Annotated in this window: 29 protein-coding genes; 15 read left to right on the forward strand and 14 right to left on the reverse strand. The window is 63.6% G+C overall.

What is annotated here, in order from left to right; all coding sequences use genetic code 11:
• Nucleotides 1-19 precede the first annotated feature (19 nt).
• Nucleotides 20-1291: a DUF3422 family protein gene (locus ACX93L_RS10560; RefSeq protein ID WP_459404798.1), complete on the forward strand. Its 1272-nt coding sequence runs from the start codon at nt 20-22 to the stop codon at nt 1289-1291.
• Between the two features lie 146 nt (nt 1292-1437).
• Nucleotides 1438-2847, forward strand: coding sequence for a DUF6880 family protein (locus tag ACX93L_RS10565; RefSeq protein WP_459404799.1), 1410 nt, complete (start codon nt 1438-1440; stop codon nt 2845-2847).
• A gap of 9 nt (nt 2848-2856) precedes the next feature.
• Here the strand turns inward: ACX93L_RS10565 and ACX93L_RS10570 are convergent, their stop codons facing one another.
• On the reverse strand, nt 2857-3753 hold the full coding sequence (locus tag ACX93L_RS10570; protein ID WP_459404800.1) for a LysR family transcriptional regulator: 897 nt from the start codon (nt 3751-3753) through the stop codon (nt 2857-2859).
• 138 nt (nt 3754-3891) lie between these two features.
• Between ACX93L_RS10570 and ACX93L_RS10575 the strand changes: the two genes are divergently transcribed.
• The 6 genes from ACX93L_RS10575 to ACX93L_RS10600 all read left to right on the forward strand — a co-directional run bounded on the left by ACX93L_RS10575 (nt 3892) and on the right by ACX93L_RS10600 (nt 9444).
• Nucleotides 3892-5325, forward strand: coding sequence for an FAD-linked oxidase C-terminal domain-containing protein (locus ACX93L_RS10575; protein ID WP_459404801.1), 1434 nt, complete (start codon nt 3892-3894; stop codon nt 5323-5325).
• A gap of 58 nt (nt 5326-5383) precedes the next feature.
• The gene (locus ACX93L_RS10580; protein ID WP_459404802.1) at nt 5384-6595 is read left to right on the forward strand and encodes an FAD-binding protein; all 1212 of its coding nucleotides are present in this window, start codon (nt 5384-5386) and stop codon (nt 6593-6595) included.
• Nucleotides 6592-6969: a DUF4870 family protein gene (locus tag ACX93L_RS10585; RefSeq protein ID WP_459404803.1), complete on the forward strand. Its 378-nt coding sequence runs from the start codon at nt 6592-6594 to the stop codon at nt 6967-6969. The genes ACX93L_RS10580 and ACX93L_RS10585 overlap by 4 nt, the downstream gene beginning before the upstream one ends.
• A 31-nt stretch (nt 6970-7000) precedes the next feature.
• Nucleotides 7001-8305, forward strand: coding sequence for a glycolate oxidase subunit GlcF (glcF, locus tag ACX93L_RS10590; protein ID WP_459404804.1), 1305 nt, complete (start codon nt 7001-7003; stop codon nt 8303-8305).
• Nucleotides 8306-8361: 56 nt separating this feature from the next.
• Nucleotides 8362-8823: a hypothetical protein gene (locus ACX93L_RS10595; protein WP_459404805.1), complete on the forward strand. Its 462-nt coding sequence runs from the start codon at nt 8362-8364 to the stop codon at nt 8821-8823.
• Nucleotides 8824-8976: 153 nt separating this feature from the next.
• Nucleotides 8977-9444 (forward strand): hypothetical protein, encoded by a 468-nt coding sequence (locus ACX93L_RS10600; RefSeq protein ID WP_459404806.1) that lies wholly within the window; start codon nt 8977-8979, stop codon nt 9442-9444.
• A gap of 27 nt (nt 9445-9471) precedes the next feature.
• Here ACX93L_RS10600 and ACX93L_RS10605 read toward each other — a convergent pair whose 3' ends face one another.
• The 3 genes from ACX93L_RS10605 to ACX93L_RS10615 all read right to left on the reverse strand — a co-directional run bounded on the left by ACX93L_RS10605 (nt 9472) and on the right by ACX93L_RS10615 (nt 11921).
• Entirely contained in the window at nt 9472-10140 is a 669-nt protein-coding gene (locus tag ACX93L_RS10605; protein ID WP_459404807.1) for an outer membrane protein, read from the reverse strand.
• Between the two features lie 225 nt (nt 10141-10365).
• Entirely contained in the window at nt 10366-11049 is a 684-nt protein-coding gene (locus ACX93L_RS10610; RefSeq protein WP_459404808.1) for a L,D-transpeptidase, read from the reverse strand.
• 131 nt (nt 11050-11180) lie between these two features.
• Nucleotides 11181-11921, reverse strand: a complete 741-nt coding sequence (locus ACX93L_RS10615; RefSeq protein WP_459404809.1) for a L,D-transpeptidase — start codon at nt 11919-11921, stop codon at nt 11181-11183.
• 205 nt (nt 11922-12126) lie between these two features.
• Here ACX93L_RS10615 and ACX93L_RS10620 point away from each other — a divergent pair, with 205 nt between their 5' ends.
• Complete coding sequence (locus ACX93L_RS10620; protein ID WP_459404810.1) at nt 12127-12756, forward strand: DNA-3-methyladenine glycosylase I; 630 nt, start codon at nt 12127-12129, stop codon at nt 12754-12756.
• A 9-nt stretch (nt 12757-12765) separates the two neighbouring features.
• On the opposite strand, the gene ACX93L_RS10625 is transcribed toward ACX93L_RS10620, so the two are convergent.
• From ACX93L_RS10625 to ACX93L_RS10635, 3 genes are all read right to left on the reverse strand, one after another.
• Nucleotides 12766-13431 carry a DNA-3-methyladenine glycosylase I gene (locus ACX93L_RS10625; RefSeq protein ID WP_459404811.1) on the reverse strand — a complete coding sequence of 222 codons (666 nt, stop codon included), beginning with the start codon at nt 13429-13431 and terminating at the stop codon, nt 12766-12768.
• A gap of 14 nt (nt 13432-13445) precedes the next feature.
• On the reverse strand, nt 13446-14153 hold the full coding sequence (locus ACX93L_RS10630) for an HAD family hydrolase (RefSeq protein ID WP_459404812.1): 708 nt from the start codon (nt 14151-14153) through the stop codon (nt 13446-13448).
• A gap of 85 nt (nt 14154-14238) precedes the next feature.
• Nucleotides 14239-15246 (reverse strand): YeiH family protein, encoded by a 1008-nt coding sequence (locus ACX93L_RS10635; RefSeq protein WP_459404813.1) that lies wholly within the window; start codon nt 15244-15246, stop codon nt 14239-14241.
• 102 nt (nt 15247-15348) lie between these two features.
• Between ACX93L_RS10635 and ACX93L_RS10640 the strand changes: the two genes are divergently transcribed.
• Nucleotides 15349-16254, forward strand: coding sequence for a LysR family transcriptional regulator (locus tag ACX93L_RS10640; protein WP_459404814.1), 906 nt, complete (start codon nt 15349-15351; stop codon nt 16252-16254).
• 18 nt (nt 16255-16272) lie between these two features.
• Here ACX93L_RS10640 and copM read toward each other — a convergent pair whose 3' ends face one another.
• From copM to ACX93L_RS10660, 4 genes are all read right to left on the reverse strand, one after another.
• Nucleotides 16273-16647 (reverse strand): CopM family metallochaperone, encoded by a 375-nt coding sequence (gene copM / locus ACX93L_RS10645; RefSeq protein ID WP_459404815.1) that lies wholly within the window; start codon nt 16645-16647, stop codon nt 16273-16275.
• Nucleotides 16648-16720: 73 nt separating this feature from the next.
• On the reverse strand, nt 16721-17104 hold the full coding sequence (locus tag ACX93L_RS10650) for a hypothetical protein (RefSeq protein ID WP_459404816.1): 384 nt from the start codon (nt 17102-17104) through the stop codon (nt 16721-16723).
• An 87-nt stretch (nt 17105-17191) separates the two neighbouring features.
• On the reverse strand, nt 17192-17947 hold the full coding sequence (locus tag ACX93L_RS10655) for a hypothetical protein (protein WP_459404817.1): 756 nt from the start codon (nt 17945-17947) through the stop codon (nt 17192-17194).
• 34 nt (nt 17948-17981) lie between these two features.
• On the reverse strand, nt 17982-18161 hold the full coding sequence (locus ACX93L_RS10660; RefSeq protein WP_459404818.1) for a hypothetical protein: 180 nt from the start codon (nt 18159-18161) through the stop codon (nt 17982-17984).
• A 143-nt stretch (nt 18162-18304) separates the two neighbouring features.
• Between ACX93L_RS10660 and hisS the strand changes: the two genes are divergently transcribed.
• From hisS to ACX93L_RS10680, 4 genes are all read left to right on the forward strand, one after another.
• A complete protein-coding gene (gene hisS / locus ACX93L_RS10665; protein ID WP_459404819.1) occupies nt 18305-19825 on the forward strand; it encodes a histidine--tRNA ligase in 1521 nt (506 codons plus the stop codon).
• Between the two features lie 162 nt (nt 19826-19987).
• Complete coding sequence (locus tag ACX93L_RS10670; RefSeq protein ID WP_169590329.1) at nt 19988-21109, forward strand: ATP phosphoribosyltransferase regulatory subunit; 1122 nt, start codon at nt 19988-19990, stop codon at nt 21107-21109.
• Complete coding sequence (gene hisG / locus ACX93L_RS10675; protein ID WP_459404820.1) at nt 21106-21798, forward strand: ATP phosphoribosyltransferase; 693 nt, start codon at nt 21106-21108, stop codon at nt 21796-21798. The genes ACX93L_RS10670 and hisG overlap by 4 nt, the downstream gene beginning before the upstream one ends.
• A 7-nt stretch (nt 21799-21805) precedes the next feature.
• Nucleotides 21806-22405: a class I SAM-dependent DNA methyltransferase gene (locus ACX93L_RS10680; RefSeq protein ID WP_459404821.1), complete on the forward strand. Its 600-nt coding sequence runs from the start codon at nt 21806-21808 to the stop codon at nt 22403-22405.
• Between the two features lie 83 nt (nt 22406-22488).
• On the opposite strand, the gene ACX93L_RS10685 is transcribed toward ACX93L_RS10680, so the two are convergent.
• Together ACX93L_RS10685 and ACX93L_RS10690 are read right to left on the reverse strand one after the other, a co-directional pair.
• Nucleotides 22489-22932: a DoxX family protein gene (locus ACX93L_RS10685; RefSeq protein ID WP_459404822.1), complete on the reverse strand. Its 444-nt coding sequence runs from the start codon at nt 22930-22932 to the stop codon at nt 22489-22491.
• Nucleotides 22933-23162: 230 nt separating this feature from the next.
• On the reverse strand, nt 23163-23609 hold the full coding sequence (locus ACX93L_RS10690) for a hypothetical protein (protein ID WP_459404823.1): 447 nt from the start codon (nt 23607-23609) through the stop codon (nt 23163-23165).
• On the opposite strand from ACX93L_RS10690, the gene ACX93L_RS10695 reads away from it, so the two are divergent.
• Nucleotides 23587-23778 (forward strand): hypothetical protein, encoded by a 192-nt coding sequence (locus ACX93L_RS10695; protein WP_459405390.1) that lies wholly within the window; start codon nt 23587-23589, stop codon nt 23776-23778. The genes ACX93L_RS10690 and ACX93L_RS10695 overlap by 23 nt on opposite strands.
• Nucleotides 23779-24556: 778 nt before the next feature.
• Here the strand turns inward: ACX93L_RS10695 and groL are convergent.
• A complete protein-coding gene (groL, locus tag ACX93L_RS10700; RefSeq protein ID WP_169590319.1) occupies nt 24557-26197 on the reverse strand; it encodes a chaperonin GroEL in 1641 nt (546 codons plus the stop codon).
• Nucleotides 26198-26252 lie beyond the last annotated feature (55 nt).

Below are 26252 nucleotides of genomic sequence, written 5' to 3' on the forward strand. Positions count from 1 at the left end.
CGGCGCGGGGAGACAGTGGGTGACCAAGGGTAATTTTGCATTTCCGATTGCGCCGGAGCGCGCGCTGGCGCTGGGTGAGATCCATGCACGGCCCTACGCGTTGGTGAAGTCGGAGCGCGTCATCGTCCAGCTCGCTTTCATGATGGACGGCGGATCGGCCGTGCACCACAGCGCGCTCGCCGAACTTTCGCGCGCCCGCGGCGTCGCCGTGCCGGACCGCAATGCCCGTCATCACGCCATGACCTGGGCCCAGGGCACGCTGCGCTGGGAGCGTCATACGGAGTTTTCCACCTGGTTCTGGGACGGCCCGTTACCGGATGCGTTCGGCGGCGAAATCATCGGCCATCCCTTCGGCGACGGATTTTCCGCGCCCGGACCTTTGATGTCCGGCATTCGCCTCGAGATCCGCCGCGACGGACCCGAGATCGCCGCCGCGATCGAGCTCTTCGACCCGGCGAGCCTCTGTTACAGTGACGTGAAGAACGGCCAGGCGACGGTGATGACCGATTTTCGCCAGGATGGCGACGGGCTCACCCGCATCCTCGTCGTCGATCGCAGCCTGACCGAAGCCGGGCGTGGCGCGCTTGTCCAGCGCCTGCTCGACATCGAGACTTATCGCACGCTCGCCATGCTCGGCCTGCCGCTCGCCCAGACGCTCTCGCCCGAGATCCGCCGCGTCGAGGACGGCTTGACCGCCGTTACCCAGCGCATGAAGGCGCATGCTCGCGAAGAGGCAGACACCATGCTGTCCGAACTGACGCGGCTTGCCGCCGAGCTGGAAGCCAATGCGGCGCTCAGCCTCTACCGCTTCGGCGCCAGCCGCGCCTATGACGGCATCGTGCGCGAGCGCGTCAAGGCGCTCGACGAGGCCCCGAAGCCGGGCTACGAAATGCTGGGCTCCTTCCTGGAGCGCCGCCTCGCTCCGGCCATGCGCACCTGCCAGTCGATCGAGGAGCGCCAGGCGAACCTTTCGCGCAAGCTGTATCGCGCCACCGGACTGGTGCGCAGCTGGATCGACGTGGAGCTGGAGCGGCAGAATTCCGACCTGCTCGCCACCATGAACCGCCGCGCCGAGATGCAGCTGCGCCTGCAACAGACGGTCGAAGGCCTCTCCGTCGCGGCGATTTCCTATTACATTGTCGGGCTGATCGGCTATGCCGCGAAGGCGGTGAGCCACGACCTTCTGCCGGTCGATCCCGCCGTCATCACCGGTCTTTCCGTTCCGGTCGCCGTGCTTGCCGTCTGGTGGGTGGTGCGCCGCATCAGGAAGAGCCACGAGGAGCGGCATTGAAAGTCAACCGGTGGTCAGTTCGGGAGATGTCCGCGAAGACCATGCCTTGAAACGCCTGTGGTTCGGTCTTGCGAAATCTCCTTGCCCACCGTTGCCGTCCGTCGGATATAGGCGACAATCGCAATGAACGGCACAATTGGAACGGAATGGCCCGGCAGACGCGCGCAAAACTCGACCAGAAGGGCTTGAGCGGCCTTGGTCTCGACAGGCTGGTCGACATCCTGCTGGAGGAAGCCTCCGCCAACAAGGCGCTGAAGGCGCGGCTGCAGGCAGCCCTTGCCGGCGGCACCGGACCGGCGGAAATGGCGCGGCTGATCGACAAGCGGCTCGAGGCCCATGACGAGGCGCGCACACGGATCAACAATGCCCGTGCCAAGGATCTGGCGATCGAGTTCGCCGGGCTTGCCCGCACGATCCTGTCTGAACTCGGCACCGTCGACCCAGCCGGTGCGGCCGAACGTATCCTGCGGTTTCTGGCGCTGCGTTTCCCGGTTTCGACGCGGCTCGTCTCGGACAATGCCCGTCTCTGGAAAGTGTTCGACGACGCCGAGACGGCGGCGGCCGAGCTGATCTGCGCGCTTCCGGAGGTGGATCAGGTCTCGCTTGCGCTTCTGCTCGAAAAGCTGCGGCTGCGCGACAGATATGGCGAACATCTCGGCTTCCTCCGCGACCTGATTGTCGCCCTGGCTAGGCCTGCCGCCGATGCCTGGAAACCGCTTCTCGTCGCAGCGGTGCCGAAAGAGCCGGGCAAGCTCGGTGCCGTCGATCTGCTGCAGGTACTGGCAGTCCATCAGCAGGATGCCGACGCCTTCGTGGCGCTCGAGAACGCCAAGCCCGAGAACCGCCGCGACACGCTGGCGGTCGCGCGCCTGCTTCATGAGGCGGCTCGCTACGACGAGGCGCTGGAATGGGTACGGATGCGCCCGAGCGGCATGCGGCTCCTGCCCGTCGGCGGCGAGATCACCTCGGTCGGCCCGGAATACGGAGCGCGCGAACGCCGCCTTCTCGAGGCCGACATCCTCGAGCGCCTGAAGCGCAAGAGCGATGCCCAGGAACTTCGCTGGCGGGAGTTTGCCGAAACCCTCGACCCGCTGGTCCTGAAACTCTACTTGTCCAAGCTCGACGACTTTGCCGAATTCGACGAAATGGACCGGGCCTTCGCCTTCGTGATGGAGGCCGGCGACATCTACGGGGCACTCGACTTCTTCGTGTCCTGGCCCAGGCTCGATCGCGCCGCGGAACTGGTGCTGCGCCACGAGGATCGCTGGGAAGGTCGCTATTATGAGGACCTGGCGCCTGCCGCCGAAGCGTTGGCCGACCAGCAGCCCCTCGCGGCGACGGTGCTCTACCGCGTGCTGATCATGGACATCCTGCGCCGTGGCATCGGCGTCGCCTATCCGCACGCCGCACGCTATCTCGTGGAACTGACCCGCCTCGTGCCTCATCTGCCCGCCGACGCGCGGCTCCGGCATCACGAAGATTTCGTCGACGACCTCCGGCGCACCCATCCGAAGAAGTTTGGTTTCTGGAGCGCCGTGCCCGAGGCCCTGCGCTGACCTCTCCGCTCAGCGCTCCCAGTAAGGATCGGGGCCATAGAGTTCGGCGAGATAGTCGATGAACAGGCGAACCTTGGCCGGCAGGAACTGGCGGCTCGGATAGACCGCAGAAAGCGACACGCTGCGCGATCCTTCATAGGCTGGCAGCACCTGCACCAGCTTGCCGGACTTCAGTTCCGGACCGATGTCCCAGGTCGAACGCAGGGCGATGCCGAGGCCGGCAATGACCGCCTCGCGGATGACCTCGCTCGAATTGGTGATCAACATGCCGTCGGGACGGATGCTGAGCGATCCCTGCGGTCCTTCCAGCTTCCAGGCGTCGTAGTTGTGGGCGGGCAGGCAGCGATGGTGCTTGAGGTCGTCGATCGACTGCGGCGTTCCATGCGCAGCGATGTAGTCGGGCGAGGCGCACAGGATGCGCCGCACCGGCGCCAGTCGCCGCGCGACCAACGTCGAATCCGTCAGTTCGGCGATTCGGATCGCGAGGTCAAAACCGCCGCCGACGATATCGGTGAATTCGTCGGAGAGAACGAGATGGATGGCGAGGTCCGGATGGGCCTCCATGAACGGCTTCAGGTTGGGGGCGATATGGAGTCGGCCGAAGGAGGTCGGTGCCGAGATCTTCAGCGTGCCGGCGACTTCGGAAGAGCGGCCGGAGGCATAGGCTTCGGCCTCCTCGAGGCCGGCAAGTACGGCAAGCACCCGCTCGTGAAAGCCCTGTCCGGCTTCGGTGAGCGAGATCTGCCGGGTCGTCCGTTGCAGGAGGCGGGTGCCGAGCCGATCCTCCAGCCGCTTGATCCGCTTCGACACGACTGCTGGCGATAGGCCGAGATCACGCGCCGCCGTCGACATGCTGCCGGCCGCGATCACTCGCGCAAAGACTTCCAGGTCGCCGAGATTGGTCATCGCATCGTCCACTCTTTCCGATTTCGTCATAAGTGCATAGCATTTGCTCGACTTTTGTTGAAGTGGTAAAGAAAAGATACCAGTTGAAGGCGAAGGGGCGGCGGTGTATGCCAAAATGCCTGAGCCAGGGAGGAAGCCATGTCCGAACCCATCCAGTTTCTGGAGCCGAATGCCGCGATCCTCTCGCGTCGCAGGGAAATCGTCGCGGACCTTGCCGAGCTTGTCCCGGCCGAGCGTCTGGTTCACGAGCCGGTCGAACTCGTTCCCTTCGAGACAGACGGCTTCCTCGCCTATCGCCGTCGCCCGCTCGCGGTCGTTCTGCCTGAAACCACGGCCCAGGTCGCGGCCGTCATGAAGTATTGCCACCGATACGGTATTCCCGTCGTCCCGCGTGGCGCGGGGACGTCCTTGTCGGGCGGTGCGATCCCGCAGGAGGATGCCGTCGTGCTCGGCCTCTCGGCGATGACCCGCATTATCGATGTCGATTACGCCAATCGATGCGCCGCCGTTCAGGCCGGCGTCACCAATCTCTCGATCTCCGATGCGGTCGGCGCGGACGGTTTCTTCTATGCGCCGGACCCGAGCTCCCAGCTCGCCTGCACGATCGGCGGCAACATCGGCATGAATTCCGGGGGCGCGCACTGTCTGAAATACGGTGTCACCACCAACAACCTGCTCGGGGTGAAGATGGTGCTGGTCGACGGCACGGTGATCGAGCTCGGCGGCAAGGCGCTCGATGCTGCCGGCTATGACCTGCTCGGCCTTGTCTGCGGTTCCGAGGGCCAACTCGGCATCGTCACCGAAGCCACGGTTCGCCTTTTGGCCAAGCCGGAAGGCGCGCGGCCGGTACTGTTCGGCTTCGACAGCGCCGAGGCTGCCGGTTCCTGCGTCGCCGACGTCATCGGCGCCGGAATCGTTCCGGTCGCCATCGAGTTCATGGACAAGCCGGCGATCGAGATCTGCGAGGCCTTTGCCCATGCGGGCTATCCGCTCGACGTCGAGGCACTGCTGATCGTCGAGGTCGAGGGGTCAGATGCCGAGATGGAGGCCATGCTCGCCTCGATCGTAGAGATCGCGAGGCGCCATGGGGTGAAGACCGTCCGGGAAAGCCAGTCGGCCACCGAGGCCGCGCTGATCTGGAAGGGCCGCAAGTCCGCCTTCGGCGCAACGGGCCGTATCGCCGACTATATCTGCATGGACGGCACGGTGCCGCTCAGCCAGCTTGCCTATGTGCTCCGCAAGACGTCGGAAATCACCGACCGCTACGGTCTGCGGGTGGCCAATGTCTTCCACGCCGGCGACGGCAACATGCATCCGCTGATCCTCTACAACATCAACGACCCGGACGATGCGGCAAGGGCCGAGGCCGCCGGCATGGAGATCCTGAAGCTCTGCGTCGACGCCGGCGGCTGCCTGACCGGCGAACACGGTGTCGGGATCGAGAAACGCGACCTGATGCGCCACCAGTACGCGGATGCCGATCTCGCCCAGCAGATGGCGGTCCGCGCCGCCTTCGATCCGGCCTGGATCCTCAATCCCTCCAAGGTCTTTCCGCTGGAGGGCCGGTCATGAGCGACAGCTTCAACAACCCCGGCGTCGGATTGTCCGGAATGGCCAAGGAGCGCGCGTCATGCTGATTCCGCAGACGGAAATCGAGGCGGCGGGCCTGATCCGCGACCACGCTGAGCGCGCGGCGCCGCTTGCCATTTCGGGCGGTGGTACGCGGGCCGGTTTTGGCAATGGCCTGTCCGCCGATGCAACCCCGCTCCGTTCCACCGGCCTTGCCGGCATCGTCGCCTACAATCCGGCCGAAATGGTGCTGACGGCCCGGTCCGGCACACCGGTCGCCGAGATCGAGGCGGCGGTCGCCGCCAACGGCCAGTCCCTCGCGTTCGAGCCGCCGGACCATCGCGGCATGATGGGAACGACGGGTGAGCCGACGATCGGCGGACTGTTTTCCGTAAACGCCTCCGGTCCCCGGCGCTTCACCGCTGGCGCCGCCCGCGACCACCTTCTCGGCCTGCGCGTCGTCAACGGCCATGGGGAGATCGTCAAGGCCGGCGGCCGCGTGATGAAGAACGTCACCGGCCTCGACCTCGTCAAGCTGCTTGCCGGCTCCTACGGCACCCTCGGCTTCCTCACCGAAGTGACGTTCAAGGTTCTGCCGTCGCCGAAGACAGCCGTCACCATCGTCGTGTCCGGCCTCGAGGACGAGCACGCCGCCCGCGCGATGGCCGCCGCGATGGCGATGTCGGTCGAGGTCTCCGGTGCCGCCCACCTGCCGGAAAGCGTGCGCGGCCGGTTCGTCGGCGGTGCTCTTCCGGACGGTGCTGCGACGGTGTTGCGGATCGAGGGGCTCGAGGCCTCCGTTGACGTTCGCGCCGAGACGCTGGCGCGTGCGATGGCCGGTTTCGGCCCGGTCTCGCGCTGCGGTGAGGCGGAAACGAAGGTGCTCTGGCGCGAGATCCGCGATGTGGCGCCCTATGCGGACGGCTCGCAGCGTCCTCTGTGGCGCGTGTCCGTCGCTCCTTCCGAAGGCTGGAAACTGGTCGCGGCGCTCCGCCTCGAAGCCGGCATCGATGCCTTCTACGACTGGCAGGGCGGACTGATCTGGATGCGGATGGAAGCCGATCCCGAGGCAGGCCTTCTGCGACGCTATGTGAAGGCGGCCGGCGGCGGCCATGCAACGCTCGTCCGTGCCACGGATGCGATCCGAGCCGGCGTATCTGCCTTCGAACCGCAGTCGCCCGCGGTGGCATTGCTTTCGCAACGCGTGCGCGAAAAATTCGACCCGCGCGGTATCTTCAATCCCGGCCGCATGGCGACAGGAGAAGCAGCATGACCGAACCGACAAACCAGCCGGACCTGACCCGCCCGGAGAACTGGCTGCAACCCGGCAAGCTCAACGTCCAGCTTGTCTATGTCCTCTATCTCCTCAGCTTCCTGATCGGCATTTCCGGCCTCGTCGGCCTAGTACTTGCCTATCTCAACCGCGGCAAGGCCGGCGGCTGGATCGAAAACCACTACACCTATGCGATCCGCACCTTCTGGATCGGCCTGCTCTACGGTCTGGTGTCGGTGGTCCTGACCTTCGTCTTCGTCGGCGTTCTCTTGGCCCTTGGCACCGTTGTCTGGGTGGTCGTCCGCTGCGTGATCGGCCTGCAGAAGGCCAATGCCGGCGAGCCGATCGCCAAGCCCGAGACCTGGTGGGTTTGAAGGGGCACATGCCCCCGCAAGGAGCGATTTGATGCAGACCAGTTTCACCGCCGAGCAGCTTGCCGATCCGCATGTGGCGGAAGCCGAGAGCATCCTGCGCAAATGCGTGCATTGCGGCTTCTGCACGGCCACCTGTCCGACCTATGTGACCCTCGGCAACGAGCTCGACAGTCCGCGCGGTCGCATCTACCTGATCAAGGACATGTTGGAAAACGGCCGCCCGGCCGACAAGCAGATCGTCACCCATATCGACCGCTGTCTCTCATGCCTTGCCTGCACGACGACCTGTCCGTCGGGCGTCGACTACATGCATCTGATCGACCATGCCCGCATCCATGTCGAGAAGACCTATCGGCGTCCCCTGGTCAACCGGCTGACGCGCGGCATCCTGGCCATGACACTGCCTTATCCGGCCCGCTTCCGCGCGGCGCTCGGCCTTGCCCGCCTTGCGCGGCCCTTGGCTGGCCTGCTGAAGCGCATTCCGGCGTTGAAGCCGATGGGCGCCATGCTCGACCTCGCACCGCGCAGCATCCCGGCGGCCGGGGACAGTGCCCGGCCGGGAACCCGCGCGCCGCAGGCGGAAAAGCGGGGTCGCGTCGCGATCCTCACCGGTTGTGCCCAGCCCGTGCTCGATCCCGGCATCAATGCTGCGACGATCCGGCTGCTGACCCGTCTCGGCATCGAGGTCGTCGTGCCGGAGGGGGAGGGCTGCTGTGGCGCTCTGGTGCATCACATGGGCCGCGAGGCGCAGGCGTTTGACAGCGCGCGCCGCAATGTCGACGTCTGGACCCGCGAGATCGAACGCGGCGGTCTCGACGCGATCATCATCACCGCATCCGGCTGCGGCACGACCATCAAGGACTACGGTCACATGCTTCGCCTTGATCCGGCCTATGCCGAGAAGGCAAAAAGGGTTTCTGCCCTGGCCAAGGACGTGACGGAATATCTCTCGTCCCTGGACCTGCCGCAGCAGGAGAGTAAGGGGCTGACCGTCACCTACCATTCGGCCTGTTCGATGCAGCACGGCCAGAAGATCACGATGGCGCCGAAGATCCTCTTGAAGAATGCGGGCTTCACGGTGCGCGATCCGGCCGAGGGCCACCTTTGCTGCGGTTCGGCCGGCACCTACAACATCATGCAGTCGGAGATTTCGGCCAAGCTGAAGGCCCGCAAAGTGAAGAACCTCGAAGCCACCCGGCCGGACGTCATTGCCACTGGAAACATCGGCTGCATGACGCAGATCGGCTCCGGCACCTCGGTGCCGATCGTCCATACGATCGAGCTTCTGGACTGGGCCTATGGTGGGGACAGGCCGGCCGGACTGCCGGCAGCTTGATCGGAACACTGCTTTCGGTCTTCAATGCTGCCGTGATCCGCACCCGGAGGAACGGCATGAAGCACGCTGCAAGCATGGTCCTGTTATGTCTCGCGGGGCTGGCCTCGACGCCGGCCTTCGCGACGGCGCGTTTCGACTGCACGATCGCCGACGCCGATTTGACGCTCGACGTCACCGGCATCGTCGGCGACGGACTGGGTGGTGTCATCAGCGGCTTTGCCGGCACGCTCGCCTTTTCCGATGCCCTGCTGGGCGAGCGCCTGCCGACCTTCGAGCTGACGGGCGAGAACCTGCCGCATCACTGGCTGTTCGACGGCGAGTTCCGGCTCCATGTTCATGTGCCGGCGCCGGCAACCACCGCGCTCGGCGATCTCGATCTCGCCCTTGTCACGATGGGCGGCCGGGATGACGAGACGCATTTTGCCGGCGAATACCGTCTTCATCTGCTGGCGACCGGCCATGACGGCCTCGAAGTCCGGCAAGATCGCGTCGGTCGGGTAACCTGCGTGATGGGTTAGGACCCGCAGCATCGGAAACTTGCAGCGCTGGACGTCGTCCCGGAAGAAATATGCCGGCCGGGTCGACGATCGCTCTCGCGATTCATGAAGTTTAAGGTATTGCTGATATGATATTCTCCGAAATACCGGAATCTGTCTCCGGAGGAGAGTCCGATGCGTGCCCTGCTTCTTTCGCTTGCCGTCACCATCGCCGTAGGCGCACCACCGGCCAGTGCGGCGGTCGGCATTTACTGCGCCGCCTCCGACGATGTCCTGAAGCTCTCGATCGAGAGTGCGTTCAGCGCGAGGGACGGACGCAAGCTGGTGCATTTCCGCGGCATCGCCGATGTGGTGGCCGAAAAGGCACCGGCGGCCTTCCACAATCTGAAGCTCAATTCGGGCATGCTCAAGCAGAGCTGGGTCGACAACGACGAATTGCGCCTGCAGATTTACACCGACACGCGCAGTGCCGAACCTTTCGAGATCTTCGAGCTGTCGATCCTGACGACGGCAAGCGGCAAGAACCCGCAACGTCTGACGGGCCGCTACATGCTGAGGCTCAGTGCCGCCGACACAAAGAAAACGGCCCCGCGCGACATTCTCCTGTCACACGAGGCCACGGTTTTCTGCGACATCAAATAAGGGCAGGTCTAGACACCCGCTACCGGCTCAGAAGTGGAAGCTGACGCCGGCGTTGATCGCGTTGGTGAAGACGTTGGTCTTGAGCGTGGCTCCGCTGTCGATGTCGACGTCGACCCACGAATAGTTGCCCTTGTATTCCACGAAGGTCGACCAGCGGTCGTTGAACTTGTATTCGACGCCGGCCTGGGCCTGCACCGTCGCGCCGCCGAGCTGGTAGTTGAAGGTTTCGCCGGAACCGCGCGTGACTTCGACATGCGGAATGTTGACGCCGGCGCCGAGACCCGCATAGGGCACGAACTTGGTGCCTTCGATCGGCATGCGGTAGAGGGCATTCAGCGTCAGCAGGTTGATGCCGTCGGAGAATTCGAAATGGCTCCAGCCGGCTTCGGCGAGCGTCGAGTCGTCGGCGTAGACCTTGGCGTGGGTGAAGTCGAGCGACACGCCGAGGTTCGGCTGGCCAAGATCTTCCATCCACCAGGTGCCACGAACGCCATAGTAGGGAGGCATGGCGAAGGACTTGCCTTCCCAGCCGGCCGTGAAGTCGGCCTGGTCCGAAACCTCGACATCGCTGTGCGGAGCCGTCTGGAAACCGCCATAGACGGAGACGGCCATTTCAGCATTGGCGAGCGAGGCGGACAGGGCAAGCACGCTTGCCGCGACTGTGGCGCCGAAAAGGGCACGAAGCTTGGTGTTCATAGGAAGCGATCCACGAATCTGATTTTGATATAAGACTAAATAGGAGGTTTTCGCCGGAAAGTCTGTTTCCCATTTGCTACACCGCAGGGCGAATGGCCAAAATTGGGCCTAGTTTTGGCGATCGTCAATTCTGCAGGCGGAACTCTGGCAAACGGGGCCGGGCGGCCAAAAGGAAAAGGCGCGGAAGCCCTGGGCTCCGCGCCTTCGTTTGAGAAGATGGCGTGATCAGCCGCCGAACATCGTGCGCAGGATGTCGATACCCTTGTCCTCGAAGCTGACCTTGCCTTGGCGGTTGCCCGGGCCGATCACGATGACCTTGTTGCCGATGTCGGCGCGCTCGTAGAGATGCTCGACATCCTTGTTCATCATGCGGATGCAGCCGGACGACATGTTGAGGCCGATCGTCCAGGGCTGGTTGGTGCCATGGATGCGGAAGATCGTGTCGCGACCGCCCTTGAAGAGATACATGGCGCGGGCGCCGAGCGGATTGTCGATCCCGCCTTCCTGCACGACCGGCAGCATGTGACCCTTGGCGGCTTCGCGGCGGCGCATTTCCGCCGGCGGACGCCAGCTCGGCCACTCTTCCTTGCGGCCGATCTTGACGACGCCCGACCAGCCGAAGCCCTCGCGGCCGACGCCGACGCCGTAACGGGTGGCGCGATTGTTGGCCTCCACATAGTAGAGGAATTTGTTGTTCGTATCGATGATGATGGTGCCGGGCTTCTCGTCGGTGATCAGGCGGACGACGCGGCGCTTGAACTTCTCGGCCGGCTGCTTCTGCTGGGCGACGAGCGTGACGTCGCCCTGAACTGCCGGATGGTTGCCATTGATCGCTCCGGCGGAGGCGGTCGCGGCGAAGCTGCCGATGGTGATCGATGCGGCCGCAACGGCGACCAGAAGTTTCTTCATGTCGGTATCCCCCAAATCAAAGTGCAGGGAGGTTAACCAACTCGTGTGCCGATGCAAGTCCCCCTGCATTGCATCATATAAAAATGAAGCCGCGCCAAGTGGACTTGGCGCGGCAAGATAAGTGCGGTGATTTACATCACGATGACGGTGGTGCCGACTTTGACGCGTTCGTAAAGATCGACCACGTCTTCGTTGCGCATGCGAATGCAGCCGGAGGAGACGCCGTTGCCGATCGTCCAGGGCGCATTGGTGCCGTGAATGCGGTAGAGCGTCGAGCCGAGATACATGGCGCGCGCACCGAGCGGGTTTTCCGGTCCCCCGTCCATGCGTGCCGGCAGGTAATGCCCCTTTGCGGCTTCGCGGGCGATCATCTCCTGCGGCGGCGTCCAGTCCGGCCACTCCTTCTTGGCGGTGATCTTGTGTTTGCCTGCCCATTCGAAGCCGGGCTTGCCGACACCGACGCCATAGCGGCGCGCCTGACCATTGCCCGCAACCAGGTAAAGGAAGCGGTTGTTGGTGTCGATCACGATCGTGCCAGGCTTGTGCGGTGTGTCATAGGCGACCGTCTGCGGCAGGAACATCGGGTCGAGCCGGGTCTTCATCGGCGCGTTCGGGCGCGCCGCTGCAGGCTGCACGAGGGCCGGCTGCTGCGGCGCGCGGCGCAGGATCTGGCGCTGGTAGGTACGCGGCTGCGCGGTGCGCGGCGCATAGACGACCGGGCGGACGGCGCCGCCGAGCTGCATGACCCACGGGGCCGAAAGATCGGGGCTGACGATCACCGGCGGACGCGCCTGGTAACGGTCGTTCGCCTGGGCTGGTGCCACGACGGAAAGGCCGACAAGCGCGGCCAGCACAACGGATTTCTGAAACATTCGGACAACTCGCTACATGGGACCGAAGACGAAGCCGGACAGGCTCTGGCGCCGATGATGCCGCGGCTTCCGGGACATTTGGTAAACGCGCGTTCATTAAGATGCGGGAGAGCCCGTAAACCTTTCGTCAGGGTTAGCGATGCGTTTGGAAAAGTGGTGAACAAATGGTAAACGCAGCAGCGGTGCAACGGAGGAATCATCATCCATGGACATGACCGGCCTGATCACCGGCGACGACGGTCGCGATCGCTGCTTCTGGCACGGCGGCCTCGACGACTACCGCCGGTACCACGACGAGGAGTGGGGGCGTCCCGTCACGGACGACAACAGACTGTTCGAGAAGATCTGCCTGGAGGGCTTCCAGTCCGGCCTGTCCTGGCTGACGATCCTGCGCAAGCGCGCGAATTTTCGCGCCGCCTTTGCCGGTTTCGATTTCGAAAGGGTTGCCGCCTTTGGTGACGAGGACGTCGCCCGCTGCCTTGCCGATGCCGGCATCATCCGTCATCGCGGCAAGATCGTCTCGACCATCAACAATGCCCGCCGGGCGGTGGCGCTGAAGGACGAATGGGGATCGCTCGCCCGCTACTTCTGGAGTTTCGAGCCGGGGCTGGAAGAACGTCCCGCCCGTATGGACTATGCGACGCTCCGGGCGAACCCGACCTCTCCGACCTCTGTTCGACTCTCCAAGGATCTGAAGAAACGCGGCTGGACCTTTGTCGGCCCGACCACGGTTTACGCCTTCATGCAGGCCATGGGGCTGGTCAACGACCACATCGAGGGCTGCTGTTGCCGACCCGTCATCGAAGAGGCGAGGGCGAGCTTCCGCCGGCCTTGATCGTCGCCGTCAGTCGATGCTCATCGCCAGGACGCGGCTGATCTCCGTCAGCGATCGGCCGGACTGGTTTCGCCAGATATTGAAGGCCGCCTGGACGGCGGCCTTGTCCCGCGCCGAGTTCGGCGCCTTGGTGATCACGCCTTCCGCAATCAGCCGGTTCACCACGCTTGCCGAAAGGATGAAGCTCTCGATACCGGCGAAACGCAGGAAATACTGGCCCGTATTGCCGCCGAGCCGCGATCCTTTCTTCTGCAGGAGGTCGAGCAGGCCGACATAGTCTTCGGCCGGCCAGCCTGCAAAGAAAGCGCCGGCGCTGCCGTGATCGCGGGAAAGCCCCGCAAGGAACACGGCGTTTTCCTGGACGGATCGGATCTTCGGCCCATGCCGGACGATGCGGGTGTCTGAGACCAGCCGCTCGAAGTCCTCGTCGTGCAGCATCGAGCAAGAGCCGATGTCGAAACCGTGGAACGCGGCTTCGAAGCCGGGCCACATCGCGTCCACGACCTTCCAGTTGAAGCCGGACTGGAAGATGCATCTGGTCATCAGCGACAGGAAGCGGTCGTCGGGCGTGGCCGCGATCTCTTCCCGGGACTTGGGAAGCTGCATGGCTTCGAGGATGGCTGCCTCGCCCTTTCGTTCGACTGCGATGGCGTGGATCTCGTCATATGAACGCATGTCCGGTCTTGTCCCTATTGGCCGATAGTACCGATCAGCGGAATGAGCCCCGCCAGATCCGAAATCTCGCGGAAGCGCGGTGCTTCCGCCGGCTTGTCCACATGCTCGACCACCCAGGTCAGCTCATGTGGCACGAAGACACCCCAGGAGCCGGCAGCGATCGCAGGCACGATGTCGGACTTCAGCGAGTTGCCGACCATCATGGCCCGCTCGGGCGCGTGGCCGGTCTTGCCGAAGATCCGGCGATAGGTCGTGGCTGTCTTGTCCGAGACGATCTCGACCGCATCGAAATAGTCGCCGAGCCCCGATTGGGCGAGCTTGCGCTCCTGGTCGAACAGGTCGCCCTTGGTGATCAGCACGAGATAGTAGTCGCCGGCGAGCGCCTCGAGCGTTTTGCGCGCATGCGGCATGGTTTCGACCGGATGGCCGAGCAGGTCGCGGCCGATCGACAGGATCTTGCCGATTACCTCGCTGGGCACCCGGCCTTCCGTGATCTCGAGCGCCGTCTCGATCATCGACAGGGTGAACCCCTTGATGCCGAAACCGTAGTGCTGGAGGTTGCGCTTCTCGGCTTCGAGAAGCCTCTGGGAAACATGCTCGCCCTCGGCGAACTCGGCGAGCAGTTCCTTGAAGCTCTCTTCCGTCAGGCGGTAGTACTGCTCGTTCTGCCAGAGGGTGTCGTCGGCGTCGAAGCCGATGACGGTAAGGGGGCGAATTGTCACGGCTGGCCTCCCTGAACGCGGTGGAGGCGCAAGATTAGCGAAGAGCGGGCGCAAATCAATGGCCCTACACGCGGTCTGACCCGGCTTACGCAACGCCGATCAGCGCGATCATGGCAAGGCTTGCGGAACAGAGCGCCAGAAGGGAAAGCAGGGCGGCGAGAATGACGCGCCCGCCGCAGCGTCGCAGGTTGCGGATGTCCACGGAGAGGCCGAGCCCGGCCATCGCCACCGTCGTGAGGACCGACGAAGCCCCCGAGAGATATCCGAGGAGGTCGGAGGGAAGGCCCCCTGCCGAGCGCAGGGTCGCCATGGCCGCGAAGCCGACGATGAACCAGGGCAGAACGTGACCGATCGACATATGCCCGCCGCCGAAACCGCGGACGAGGCCGACGACCAGCAAGAGCGGGCCGAGCATGAGCACGCGGATCAGTTTGACGAGCGTTCCGGTCTGGATACTGACGGCCCCGAGCGGCGCCGTCGCGGCGAGAACCTGCGGCACGGCATAGACCGTCAGTCCCGCGAACACCCCGTATTGCGTGGCCGAAAGCTGGAGCGCGACGCTCATCAATGGCATGGTCAGGACCGCGGCGACGCCGAGGACTGCGGTAAATGCGATCGATGCGGCCACGTCCTCGGCATCGGCCTCGATTACCGGCGCCGACGCGGCGATCGCCGAATTGCCGCAGATCGAATTTCCAAAGGCGATCAGGAAGGCAAGCTTCGGTGACAGCCCCAGCAGGCGGCCCGTCGCAAAGCTGGTCGCGATCGACAGGAGCACGACGGCGAAAATGCCGAAAAGCAGGCGCGGGCCGATATCCAGGAGGGCGGTGAAGCTGACGGATGCGCCAAGCACGACGATCGCGCATTCCAGGATGAAGCGGGCCGAAAAGTCTATGCCCGCGTCGAACGACGGCGAGAGGGTGACGGCCGAACGCAGTGCCGTGCCGATGAGGATGGAAAAGACCAGCCCCTCGATCGGCCGATTGCCCAGCCACGCCTGCTCGATCTCCGCGGCGCCGAGACCAAGCGCGGCGACGGCAAGGCAAAGCATAAGGCCGGGAAGGAGGCCGACAGGGCGCGACAATGGGGACATGGCACTCAATCCGTTCGACATGGCACCATTGTCATCGGATCAATTGTGGATTTCCAACGCATAATCATGCATATTTCGTTCGTCAAAAACGAACGATAGACCATGACCTTCGAGCAGCTTACCATCTTCGTGGCCGTCGCCGAGCGCGAGCATCTGACGCGTGCTGCCCAGGTAATCGGGCTGACGCCCTCGGCTGTCAGCGCCGCCATCCGCAATCTCGAAGCCTATTACCGGGTGGCGCTCTTCAACCGTGTCGGGCGCGGTATCGAGCTGACGATGGAAGGGCGCCTCTTCCTCGAAGAGGCCCGCGCGACCCTCGCCAAAGTGCGCGCGGCCGAACTGACGCTTTCGGAACTGGGTGGCTTGTCGCGTGGCAGGCTCAGCATCCATGCCAGTCAGACCGTGGCCAGCTATTGGTTGCCCCCGCTGCTGATGCGCTATCACAGGGAATTTCCGGGCATCGAGCTCGAACTCACCATCGGCAACACCCGCCTTGTGGCCGAGGCGGTCAAGCAGGGATTGGCCGATATCGGCTTCGTCGAGGGCGAGACGAAGGACCCGTCGCTTGCCGTCGTGAAGGTGGCCGAGGATGCGCTTCTCGTCGTCGTCGCGCCTGATCATCCGTTTGCCGACGGCCGGCCCCTGTCGCCGCATCAACTGGTCGAGGACACCGGCTGGGTCATGCGGGAAGCGGGGTCCGGAACCCGCGCCACTTTCGAGAACACGGTGTGTCGCCTGGGTGAAGACCCGGCCCGGCTGCGCACCGTCCTCGCTCTGCCGTCGAACGAGGCGGTGCTGTCGGCGGTTCTCGCCGGCTCATGTGCCGCGGTCGTGTCCGGCATGGCTGCCGCGGGCCGTCTTCGCGACGGGCAACTCGTCGCGGTGAATTTCCCGCTTCCGCCGCGATCCTTCTCGGCCTTGCGCCACAAGGAACGCCGTCCGAGCCGGGCGGCGTCCATGTTGGAGAAGCTGAGCCGGGAAGCGTCGCCCGAAGGCCGGAAACCCTAGGCTCCCGACTCGTCGCCTTTACTTGCCGTGCTTGGCAAGCCATTCCTTCATCATGGCGATCTCGCCTTCCTGGGCCTTGATCACCTCTTCGGCCAGCTTGCGGATTTCCGGATCCTTGCCGTATTTCAGCTGGATCTTGGCCATGTCGATCGCGCCCTGATGGTGCGGGATCATGCCGCGCACGAAATCGACATCGGCATCGCCGGTCGGTTCGATTGCCATGTCGGCATGCATCTTGGCGTTTGCCTCCATGAAGGCGAGGCTGGAGGGCGACTGGTCGCCTGCCGGTGCGCTCATGTCCACGGTGCCGTGATCGTGGGTCATGGTGTCCTGCGCCTGGACCGTGGAGGCGACGAGCAGGGCGGATGCGGTGAAGAGTGCTTTGATAAGCATGGTTTGTCCTTGTCTTCAGATATGTCTTTGGGGGATCCGGCGCGTGCCGTGCCGGTCGGGGAAATCCGGGGGCTCAGGCGCGGGGAGGCGGCAGCAGTGGCGGTGCCGTTCGCGAAATCAATTGGTGTTCGGGTGCCGCCGCTTCCACCGGCCTTGGCGGCTTGCCTTCGTTCCTGAAGGCCAGTTCGACCGGAAGCGTCAGGCAGGCGGTACAGTGAGAATCGCGTGCCGGAGTTTTGCCAGGATGCGGACAGTCGCTGCCGGAGGGTGCGTCCAATGCCGTCTGGTGACCTGAGGCTTGCGCTTCGTCGTGAGGCCCTTGCCCGTGCATGGTGTGGTTCGCATCGCCGCCCGCCTCGACCGTTGCTATAGCCATCGGCGGCACGCCGGTCATCGCCATGCCGGCAAACGGCATGGCCGCATAGGCAAGTGCGGCAATCAGGACGACGATGCGCATCAATGGCTTCATGGTGCGGAAGGTAAGGCTGAATTCGGCGAAAGCAAGGTCGGGGGGGCGCCAGGCCCCGCGCCAGACGGCAGCGGATCAGACTGAAATGGCCCGGTGCACGATCCGGTAGTCCTTGCTCTCCTCCCCGATCGGTACGACCGGCCAGTCCCAAGCCTGCTGGTGCTCCGGCACCGCGACCCCGTGCAGCAGGTCGAAACGATCGTGAACGTGGCCCGTGCGATCGATCACCTCATAGGCGATGTCGGTCAGCAGGCTGTAACGGCAAGTCAGGCCCTGCAAACCGTCCAGATGCGCCTTGATCAGGCGCGCCACGCTGTCGGCCGGCATCCTTCCCGATTTGTCCGCCTCCAGCCGCTTGCGCGCGCCCGTGCCGATCTGCGACAGGAGGTTCGCGGAGATGACGAAGTCGAGATAGGGCACTTGCCGCAGGAAGCCGAGCGGATCAGGCGTCTCGCCCGCTGCGATCGCCTCGTAGCCGGAAAGATCCCGCTCGATCAGCCGGACGTTCTTCAGTCCCTTGAGCTTGAGCCAGGCCCGAACGCTGGCGAGATGGACGAGATCGACGAGAACGACGGTGTCGAAGCGCCGTGAAAGCTCGATGATCGGCACGTCACGCAACAGGCCGGAACCGAGCACGACCACGGTCCGGCGTTGCCTGAGCGTGCCGACTGTGGCGAGGATCGCTGCCTTGCAGTTTTCTTCATGCGCCCGCCAAGCCTTGGCACAACGATTGGCGCGCGCCCACAGATTGACCGAATAGCGTATCGCCGCGCGGTGTCCGGCCGTGGTGAGCGGCCAGGTGGCGGCATAATTCAGGGCTTCGAGGATCATGGATTTCGGCAGGCCTTGGGGCAATGCGCGACGGTCAGGGGTCGGTCTTGCCTGCCGAACCGGCATCGACTTCAGCGCCGGTCTCGTGAGAGGAATGTTCGCGCGATACGCGGGTGATCACGACGCCGGTCAGGTATTCCTCAAGTGTCATGCCAGCTGCTGCAGCCTGCCGTTCGAGCTCGGCATGCATTTCCTCTGACATTTCGATCGTCATTTGCCTGTTCATAAGCCTGTCCCTTTATTAGACACAATATAGCATTGGCCCTCGCAGCCTGCCAGCCTTCACCCTTGCCGCCAAAACCTTGATCCTCTAAGACACCGGCACGCCAAGTTCAAAAAAAGTCCGGTGCCTGCCTCATGAACGAGAAGAACAAGAAGCCGCAGAAACTCAAAGCCCGCCTGCCGCGCGGCTTCGTCGATCGAGCGGCTGCCGACATCCGCGCCGCCAACCAGATGATGGAGACCATCCGGGAGGTTTACGAACGCTATGGTTTCGACCCGATCGAAACCCCGCTGTTCGAATACACGGACGCGCTCGGCAAGTTCCTGCCCGATGCCGACCGGCCGAACGAGGGTGTCTTCTCGCTTCAGGATGACGACGATCAGTGGATGTCGCTGCGCTACGACCTGACCGCGCCGATGGCCCGCCATGTCGCGGAGAATTTTCAGGAAATCCAGCTGCCGTTCCGCACCTATCGCGCCGGCTACGTCTTCCGCAACGAGAAGCCGGGCCCGGGCCGCTTCCGCCAGTTCATGCAGTTCGACGCCGACACCGTCGGTGCCCCGGGCGTCCAGTCCGATGCCGAAATGTGCATGATGATGGCCGATACGCTGGAAGCCCTCGGCATCAAGCGCGGCGACTATGTGATCCGGGTCAACAACCGCAAGGTTCTCGACGGCGTGATGGAAGCTATCGGTGTCGGGGGTGATGACAATGCGGGGCGCCGTCTGGGCGTGCTGCGCGCCATCGACAAGCTCGACAAGTTCGGCACCGAGGGCGTCACCCTGCTGCTTGGCGAGGGCCGCAAGGACGAGTCCGGCGACTTCACCAAGGGCGCGGGCCTGACCCCGGAACAGATCGAAAAGGTTCTCTTCTTCGTCGGGATCACCGACTACGCCGAGAGCGCCGTTCATCTGGCCGAGCTCGTGGCCGGGACGGAGAAGGGCGCTGAAGGTGTCGACGAACTCAACACCATCCGCAGCCTGGTGCTGGGTGCCGGCTACGGTCCCGACCGCATCAAGATCGACCCCTCCGTCGTCCGCGGCCTCGAATACTACACCGGTCCCGTCTATGAGGCCGAACTCACCTTCGACGTGACCAACGAAAAGGGCGAAAAGGTCGTCTTCGGCTCGGTCGGCGGTGGTGGGCGTTACGATGGCCTCGTCTCGCGCTTCATGGGCCAGCCCGTTCCGGCGACGGGCTTCTCGATCGGCGTCTCGCGCCTGATGACGGCGTTGAAGAACCTCGGCAAGCTGGGCCAGGACGAAGTCGACGGACCGGTTCTTGTCACCGTCATGGATGGCGACGTCGAAAGCATGGGCCGCTACCAGCGCTTCACGCAACAGCTGCGCGCCGAAGGCATCCGCGCCGAAATGTACCAGGGCAACTGGAAGAAGTTCGGCAACCAGCTGAAATATGCCGACCGCCGCGGCTCGCCGATCGCCATCATCCAGGGCGGCGACGAACGTGCGCAGGGCGTTATCCAGATCAAGGACCTGATCGAGGGCAAGCGCCTCTCTGGCGAGATCACCGACAATGCCGAATGGCGCGAGGCCCGCGTGGCGCAGGACGTGGTGGCCGAGGCGGAACTGGTCGCCAAGGTCAAGGAGATCCTGGCGGCCCAGGCAGAAGACCGTCGTCGGGCGAAGGGCGTTTGAGTTGAGTTCGGGCTTTTACCCCCCTCTGCCCTGCCGGGCATCTCCCCCTCAAGGGAGGAGAGTGATCCTGGGTTGGCGCCCCGAACTCCCGCCGATCTCCCCTCTTGAGGGGGAGATGTCACGAAGTGACAGAGGGGAGTGTTCTTTCGACTGTGGTGTACCATGCCCCTGACCGACATGCCGGATTTCGCCGGCACCATCCTGCAGGAATTCACGTCCCGCGGCACGACCCGCGTCGACACACCCGTGATCCAGCCGGCCGCGCCCTTCCTGGACATGGCCGGTGAAGACCTGCGCCGCCGGATCTTCCTGACCGAGAACGAGCGCGGTGAAAGCCTCTGCCTCAGGCCGGAATTCACCATTCCCGTCTGTCTGCGCCACATCGAGACGGCGACCGGCACGCCGAAGCGGTACGCCTATCTCGGCGAAGTCTTCCGCCAGCGCCGGGAAGGACCCCAGGAATTCTACCAGGCCGGCATCGAGGATCTCGGCGACATCGCGATTGCGGCCTCCGACGCGCGCGCCGTCGCGGACAGCCTGCAGATCCTCACCCGCCTCCTGCCGACCAAGCCGCTCGCCGTCACCCTGGGCGACCAGGCGGTGTTCGAGGCTGTCGTCAAGGCGCTCGGCCTGCCGGCCGGCTGGCAGAAGCGCCTGATCCAGGCCTTTGGCAATCCGGACCAGATCGACCAGCTGCTGCGCAAGCTCGCGACACCGAGCCCCGTCCCGGGTCTCGATCCGGCCGTGTCGGCGCTTCTGGTCAGTGGCGACCAGGATGCCCTGATTGCCCATATCGACCGCACCATGCAGGAAACCGGCTACCTCACCAATGCGAGCCGCACCCCGGTGGACATCGCCCGTCGTCTCAAGGAGAAGCTGGAGCTTTCCGAAACGCGGCTCGACGGCGCCGCGCTCCTTCTGCTGCGCGAATTCCTCTCGCTCGAATTGCCGCTTGCCGATGCGTCGGCGGCTCTCGCCGGCTTTGCCGATGCGGCGGGCCTGAAGCTCGGCGCGGCGCTTGCCCGCTTCGATGAGCGGGTCGCGGCCTTGGCCAATACCGGCGTCGATCTCGCCCGTATCACCTATCGCGCCGCCTTCGGCCGTCCGCTCGACTATTACACCGGACTGGTCTTCGAGATCGCGGTTGAAGGCCAGCCCGCCGTGCTGGCCGGCGGTGGCCGTTTCGACCGGCTGCTGACCCTGCTCGGCGCCGAAGATCACATTCCTGCGGTGGGCTTTTCGCTCTGGCTCGATCGCATCGAAACTGCGAGGACGCAGGCATGATTACCATCGGGCTGCCGTCCAAGGGCCGCATGAAGGACGACGCCTCGGCGATCTTCGAACGCGCCGGCATGAAGATCGTCGCCGTCGGCAACGACCGCTCCTATCGCGGCCGCGTCGAGGGCGCCGACGACATCGAGATCACCTTTCTCTCCGCCTCGGAGATTTCCCGTGAGATCGGTGCAGGCACCGTCGATTTCGGCGTCACCGGCGAGGATCTGATCCGCGAAGGTCTCGCCGAGGCCGACAAGCGGGTCGAAGTCTGCGCGCGTCTCGGCTTCGGCCACGCCGACGTGGTGGTCGCCGTTCCGGAAATCTGGCTCGACGTCGACACCATGGCCGACCTCGGCGACGTGGCCGCCGATTTCCGCGCCCGCCACGGACGCCGCCTGGCGATTGCCACCAAGTATTGGCGCCTGACGCAGCAGTTCTTTTCCAGCCAGCACGGCATCCAGCTCTACCGCATCGTCGAGAGCCTCGGCGCCACCGAGGGAGCACCCGCAGCCGGCCAGGCCGACATCATCGTCGATATCACTTCGACGGGATCGACGCTGAAGGCCAACCATCTGAAGATCCTCTCGGACGGCGTGATCCTCAGATCCGAGGCCTGCCTGGTGCGGGCCCGCAAGCCCGAACACGAGGGCGATCCGCGGATCGCCGAGGTGATCGCGGCGGTGCGCAAAGCCCTGTGAGGCGGTGATGGACGACGCGGAGCGGGTGATCGGTCTCTACGAGCGTCACGCCAGCGCCTTCGACGATATCCGCTCAAAACATCTCTTCGAGAAGCCGTGGCTCGATCGTTTCGCCGGGCACTTGCCGCAAGGCGCCCGCGTGCTGGATCTCGGTTGCGGCTCTGGCGAGCCGATGGCGGCCGATCTCGTTGCCCGCGGTCTCTCGATGACGGGGATCGATTCATCCGAGAGCCTGATCACGCTCTGTCGGGCACGCTTTCCCAGAGAAACCTGGCATGTCGGCGACATGCGCCGGCTGGCCTTGAACCAGCGCTTCGATGCGATCCTTGCCTGGCACAGCTTCTTTCATCTGAATGCCGCCGACCAGCGTGCAATGTTTCCCGCATTTGCGTCGCATGCGGCGCCGGGCGCCATGCTGATGTTCACCTCGGGACCGGGGGAGGGTGTCTCTATCGGATGTTTCGAAGGGGAGCCGCTCCACCACGCGAGCCTCGCACAGGACGAGTACAGACATCTGCTGCGGGAGAACGGTTTCGAGGTGGTCGCCCATGTGGTCGAGGATCCGGCCTGCGGCGGTGCCACCGTCTGGCTCGCACGAAAGGCCTGAACGTTTCTAAAATCGAATGAACGTCAAAAAGCCCGCCGGGGTGACCCGGCGGGCTTTCTGTTGCCGTATGAGGCAGGGAAGGCTCAGGCTGCGACGGCTGCACCGCGGCGGGCGTCGAGCGAGTAGGCGCCGGGGCCGAAGGTGGCGAGCAGGATGTAGGCGCCGGCCAGCGTGATGTTCTTCATCATCATGATCTGGTTCAGCACGGTCAGCCAGCCGTTGGCGGCAGCCGGGAAATCCGGAACGTTGATGGCCGAGCCGTGGAAGACGACGCCGGTGAACACGCAGAACAGTGCGAGCAGCCAGCCGGTGATCTTGGTCTGGAAGCCGACGAGGACGAAGAGGCCGGCAACCAGCTCGAACAGGCCTGCAAGATAGGCAAGCGCGGTCGCCGCCGGAAGGCCGGCGCCGGTAATCATGCCGGCGGTACCTGCCGGGTCGATGAGCTTGCCGTAGCCGGAATAGATGAAGATGAACGAGAGAAGGACGCGGGCGACGAGAATGATGGCGTTGTTGCTGCTGGACATGTTCGGCTCCTTGATGCACCGGCGGCGGATCGTGGCCGGGTGCCTGTGGTGAATTTCTGGAGCCAGTTGTGCCACTTATGGCTTGTATGTGATAGATAGACAGTCTTTGACTAATCGTTCGACAATAGTGAACGAGACGGAGTTGCCGGAACGATCAACCCACCCCACCATTCCTGTTCGAACGGTGGGGTCGGTGATGGTGCCGATACGGGTGGAACCGCTGGGAATGGTCAGGAGTAGCTTCGCAGATGCGCGCCGGCCGCCAGCTTGAAGCGGGGGAAGACGAAGATACCGAGCATGCTGCCCGTGCTCTTCTCTTCAAGGCCGTCAGACTCGCCGATGCAGAAAACCGGCTGGCGCTGGCCGGAACCCAGGATGATGGTGGTCGAATAGCAGAAGTTGGACGACGAGGTCGCCGCCTGTTCGAACAGCTCGAGAATGTGGGCACGGTCGTTCGGCTCGTAGCAGCGCATCATGCTGAGCAGGCCGCATTCCGGATTGTCCAGCCCGTGCAGCATCGTCGCCCGCTCTCCGAGCTTGATCACGCCGTTCGACAGGTCTCCGACCCAGCCTTCCGACACGCTGAACTGGGAAGAGACATAGCTCTCGCCGTCGCCTTCTTCGGGTAGGCCCGAGGCGAAGGATGTATTCAAGTTGGCTCTGGCAATCTTAAACAAGGCAGTCCCCAAGAAAGCCGAATATGCGTTGTTGCGCTCGGACCAGTTTCAGATGCGGGCGCCGCAGGCGTCCGTCATTGCTCCGTCTGTATTCGGTGTTCCGGTCGCCGATGCTCGCTTTGACGCGCGCTCGCCCGACGAAACGCCGAACTGTCACCAACTAATGTGAACGCATGCTGTAGAGTAGGCGCATTCGCGCATAGGTTACAAGCACCCTATCCCCCATTTTACGCCCGGCCCCATGCCGGATTACCGATGGTGGTGCCGCCCCCGCAGCTTGTCACCCCAGCTTCTTGCCGTTGTTGCAGCGATATAAATTTTTCAGGTTGTCCGCAATGCGAATTTTTAGGTCAACCGTCAAATTTTCAGAATTGCCAGTCCACAGCAATGGCCCCTAGCGAACTAGGGATTTCGTTTCTGATAATACGGTGCGCCGTAAAATCGAAGCGCCTCGGATGCGTCTATGAATACAGAAAAACTGCGGTTTGACAATTTTTTGTCGAGAATTTTATCAACTTCTTCGCGTCTTGCCCAATTGCTTGGCTTGACCTGAAGCTTAGCTGTTTGCAGCGGGTTATATAATCTGCAATTTCATTAAGGCATGCGAATTTAAGCATAGAAGGATTGTCGCACGTGACGTCCGGTTGCATCAGGTGTTGCTTGCCAAGATTTCGCTGATTCGATGAAAGGTTGGTGTACCGGAACGACTATGCTCGCCGACCGTTCCGCTTCATCAGGTCGCACCTGTGTCGCCGTGTCAGTCAGGCGCAAAAAAGGGCGGCCCGAAGACCGCCCTTTCCGTAAGCTGAACCGGATGGATCAGCGTGACAGGCTGGCGCCTATCACTATCCATGTCCATGCCGCCCGTTCAGCGCGCTTGACGCGCTGAACCACTTGAAGTGCATGGGCGAAGCTTTATGGCCATGGCTGCGATAGGCTGGCGCCTATCACATCATGTCCATGCCGCCCATGCCGCCCATGCCGCCCGGCATGCCGCCGGCTGCTTCCTTCTTCGGAAGCTCGGCGATCATGGCTTCGGTGGTGATCAGCAGCGATGCGACCGAAGCGGCATCCTGCAGGGCGGTGCGAACGACCTTGACCGGGTCGACGATGCCCATGGCGATCATGTCGCCGAACTCGCCGGTCTGGGCGTTGTAGCCCCAGTTGTCCTGATCCTTGTCGAGGATCTTGCCGACGATGATGGAGGCTTCGTCACCAGCATTCTCGGCGATCTGGCGGCAAGGAGCCTGCAGCGCGCGACGGATGATGTTGATGCCGGCTTCCTGGTCGTCGTTGACGCCCTTGACCGAGATCTTGACGGACGAGCGCAGCAGAGCCGTGCCGCCGCCCGGGACGATACCTTCCTGAACGGCTGCGCGGGTTGCGTTCAGCGCGTCGTCGATACGGTCCTTCTTTTCCTTGACTTCGACTTCCGTCGAGCCGCCAACGCGGATCACGGCAACGCCGCCAGCGAGCTTGGCAAGACGTTCCTGCAGCTTTTCGCGGTCGTAGTCGGAGGTGGTTTCTTCGATCTGGGCCTTGATCTGTGCGACGCGGCCTTCGATGTCGGACTTCTGGCCAGCACCATCAACGATGGTGGTGTTTTCCTTCGAGATCGAAACCTTCTTGGCGCGGCCGAGCATGTCGAGCGTGACGGTTTCGAGCTTGATGCCGAGGTCTTCGGAGATGACGGTGCCGCCGGTCAGGATGGCGATGTCTTCCAGCATGGCCTTGCGGCGATCGCCGAAGCCCGGAGCCTTGACGGCAGCGATCTTCAGGCCGCCACGCAGCTTGTTGACGACGAGCGTTGCAAGGGCTTCGCCTTCGACGTCTTCAGCGATGATGAGGAGCGGCTTGCCGGTCTGAACGACGGCTTCGAGCACCGGCAGCATGGCCTGAAGGTTCGAGAGCTTCTTCTCGTGGAGCAGGATGAAGGCGTCTTCGAGGTCGGCGATCATCTTTTCCGGGTTGGTCACGAAGTAGGGCGACAGATAGCCGCGGTCGAACTGCATGCCTTCGACGACTTCGAGTTCGGTTTCGGCGGTCTTGGCTTCTTCAACCGTGATGACGCCTTCGTTGCCGACCTTCTGCATGGCTTCGGCAATGTCGAGGCCGATCTGCTTCTCGCCGTTCGCCGAGATCGTGCCGACCTGGGCAACTTCTTCCGACGTGTTGATCTTCTTGGCCTTGGCCTGGAGATCCTTGACGACTTCTGCAACAGCGAGGTCGATGCCGCGCTTCAGGTCCATCGGGTTCATGCCGGCTGCAACAGCCTTGGCGCCTTCGCGAACGATGGCCTGGGCGAGAACCGTTGCGGTCGTCGTGCCGTCGCCGGCGATGTCGTTGGTCTTCGAAGCGACTTCGCGGACCATCTGGGCGCCCATGTTCTCGAACTTGTCTTCAAGTTCGATTTCCTTGGCGACCGAAACGCCGTCCTTGGTGATGCGCGGAGCGCCGAACGACTTGTCGATGATGACGTTGCGGCCCTTCGGACCGAGGGTGACCTTCACTGCGTCAGCGAGGATATCGACGCCGCGCAGCATCTTTTCGCGCGCGGTGCGGCCGAATTTGATTTCTTTAGCTGCCATTTTCAAAACTCCCGGGTTTCAGCCCAATGGTGATTTTGTTGAGGTGGGAAAGGAT

It is taken from the genome of Rhizobium sp. CAU 1783, assembly GCF_054551725.1.

Excerpts from the sequence above, each read along its gene's own strand:
- ACX93L_RS10565 (WP_459404799.1), top strand. The coding sequence starts at position 1,438 with ATGGCCCGGCAGACGCGCGCAAAACTCGACCAGAAGGGCTTGAGCGGC.
- ACX93L_RS10570 (WP_459404800.1), bottom strand. The coding sequence starts at position 3,753 with ATGACCAATCTCGGCGACCTGGAAGTCTTTGCGCGAGTGATCGCGGCC.
- ACX93L_RS10575 (WP_459404801.1), top strand. The coding sequence starts at position 3,892 with ATGTCCGAACCCATCCAGTTTCTGGAGCCGAATGCCGCGATCCTCTCG.
- ACX93L_RS10580 (WP_459404802.1), top strand. The coding sequence starts at position 5,384 with ATGCTGATTCCGCAGACGGAAATCGAGGCGGCGGGCCTGATCCGCGAC.
- ACX93L_RS10585 (WP_459404803.1), top strand. The coding sequence starts at position 6,592 with ATGACCGAACCGACAAACCAGCCGGACCTGACCCGCCCGGAGAACTGG.
- glcF (WP_459404804.1), top strand. The coding sequence starts at position 7,001 with ATGCAGACCAGTTTCACCGCCGAGCAGCTTGCCGATCCGCATGTGGCG.
- ACX93L_RS10595 (WP_459404805.1), top strand. The coding sequence starts at position 8,362 with ATGAAGCACGCTGCAAGCATGGTCCTGTTATGTCTCGCGGGGCTGGCC.
- ACX93L_RS10600 (WP_459404806.1), top strand. The coding sequence starts at position 8,977 with ATGCGTGCCCTGCTTCTTTCGCTTGCCGTCACCATCGCCGTAGGCGCA.
- ACX93L_RS10605 (WP_459404807.1), bottom strand. The coding sequence starts at position 10,140 with ATGAACACCAAGCTTCGTGCCCTTTTCGGCGCCACAGTCGCGGCAAGC.
- ACX93L_RS10610 (WP_459404808.1), bottom strand. The coding sequence starts at position 11,049 with ATGAAGAAACTTCTGGTCGCCGTTGCGGCCGCATCGATCACCATCGGC.
- ACX93L_RS10615 (WP_459404809.1), bottom strand. The coding sequence starts at position 11,921 with ATGTTTCAGAAATCCGTTGTGCTGGCCGCGCTTGTCGGCCTTTCCGTC.
- ACX93L_RS10620 (WP_459404810.1), top strand. The coding sequence starts at position 12,127 with ATGGACATGACCGGCCTGATCACCGGCGACGACGGTCGCGATCGCTGC.
- ACX93L_RS10625 (WP_459404811.1), bottom strand. The coding sequence starts at position 13,431 with ATGCGTTCATATGACGAGATCCACGCCATCGCAGTCGAACGAAAGGGC.
- ACX93L_RS10635 (WP_459404813.1), bottom strand. The coding sequence starts at position 15,246 with ATGTCCCCATTGTCGCGCCCTGTCGGCCTCCTTCCCGGCCTTATGCTT.
- ACX93L_RS10640 (WP_459404814.1), top strand. The coding sequence starts at position 15,349 with ATGACCTTCGAGCAGCTTACCATCTTCGTGGCCGTCGCCGAGCGCGAG.
- copM (WP_459404815.1), bottom strand. The coding sequence starts at position 16,647 with ATGCTTATCAAAGCACTCTTCACCGCATCCGCCCTGCTCGTCGCCTCC.
- ACX93L_RS10650 (WP_459404816.1), bottom strand. The coding sequence starts at position 17,104 with ATGCGCATCGTCGTCCTGATTGCCGCACTTGCCTATGCGGCCATGCCG.
- ACX93L_RS10655 (WP_459404817.1), bottom strand. The coding sequence starts at position 17,947 with ATGATCCTCGAAGCCCTGAATTATGCCGCCACCTGGCCGCTCACCACG.
- ACX93L_RS10660 (WP_459404818.1), bottom strand. The coding sequence starts at position 18,161 with ATGACGATCGAAATGTCAGAGGAAATGCATGCCGAGCTCGAACGGCAG.
- hisS (WP_459404819.1), top strand. The coding sequence starts at position 18,305 with ATGAACGAGAAGAACAAGAAGCCGCAGAAACTCAAAGCCCGCCTGCCG.
- ACX93L_RS10670 (WP_169590329.1), top strand. The coding sequence starts at position 19,988 with ATGCCCCTGACCGACATGCCGGATTTCGCCGGCACCATCCTGCAGGAA.
- hisG (WP_459404820.1), top strand. The coding sequence starts at position 21,106 with ATGATTACCATCGGGCTGCCGTCCAAGGGCCGCATGAAGGACGACGCC.
- ACX93L_RS10680 (WP_459404821.1), top strand. The coding sequence starts at position 21,806 with ATGGACGACGCGGAGCGGGTGATCGGTCTCTACGAGCGTCACGCCAGC.
- ACX93L_RS10685 (WP_459404822.1), bottom strand. The coding sequence starts at position 22,932 with ATGTCCAGCAGCAACAACGCCATCATTCTCGTCGCCCGCGTCCTTCTC.
- groL (WP_169590319.1), bottom strand. The coding sequence starts at position 26,197 with ATGGCAGCTAAAGAAATCAAATTCGGCCGCACCGCGCGCGAAAAGATG.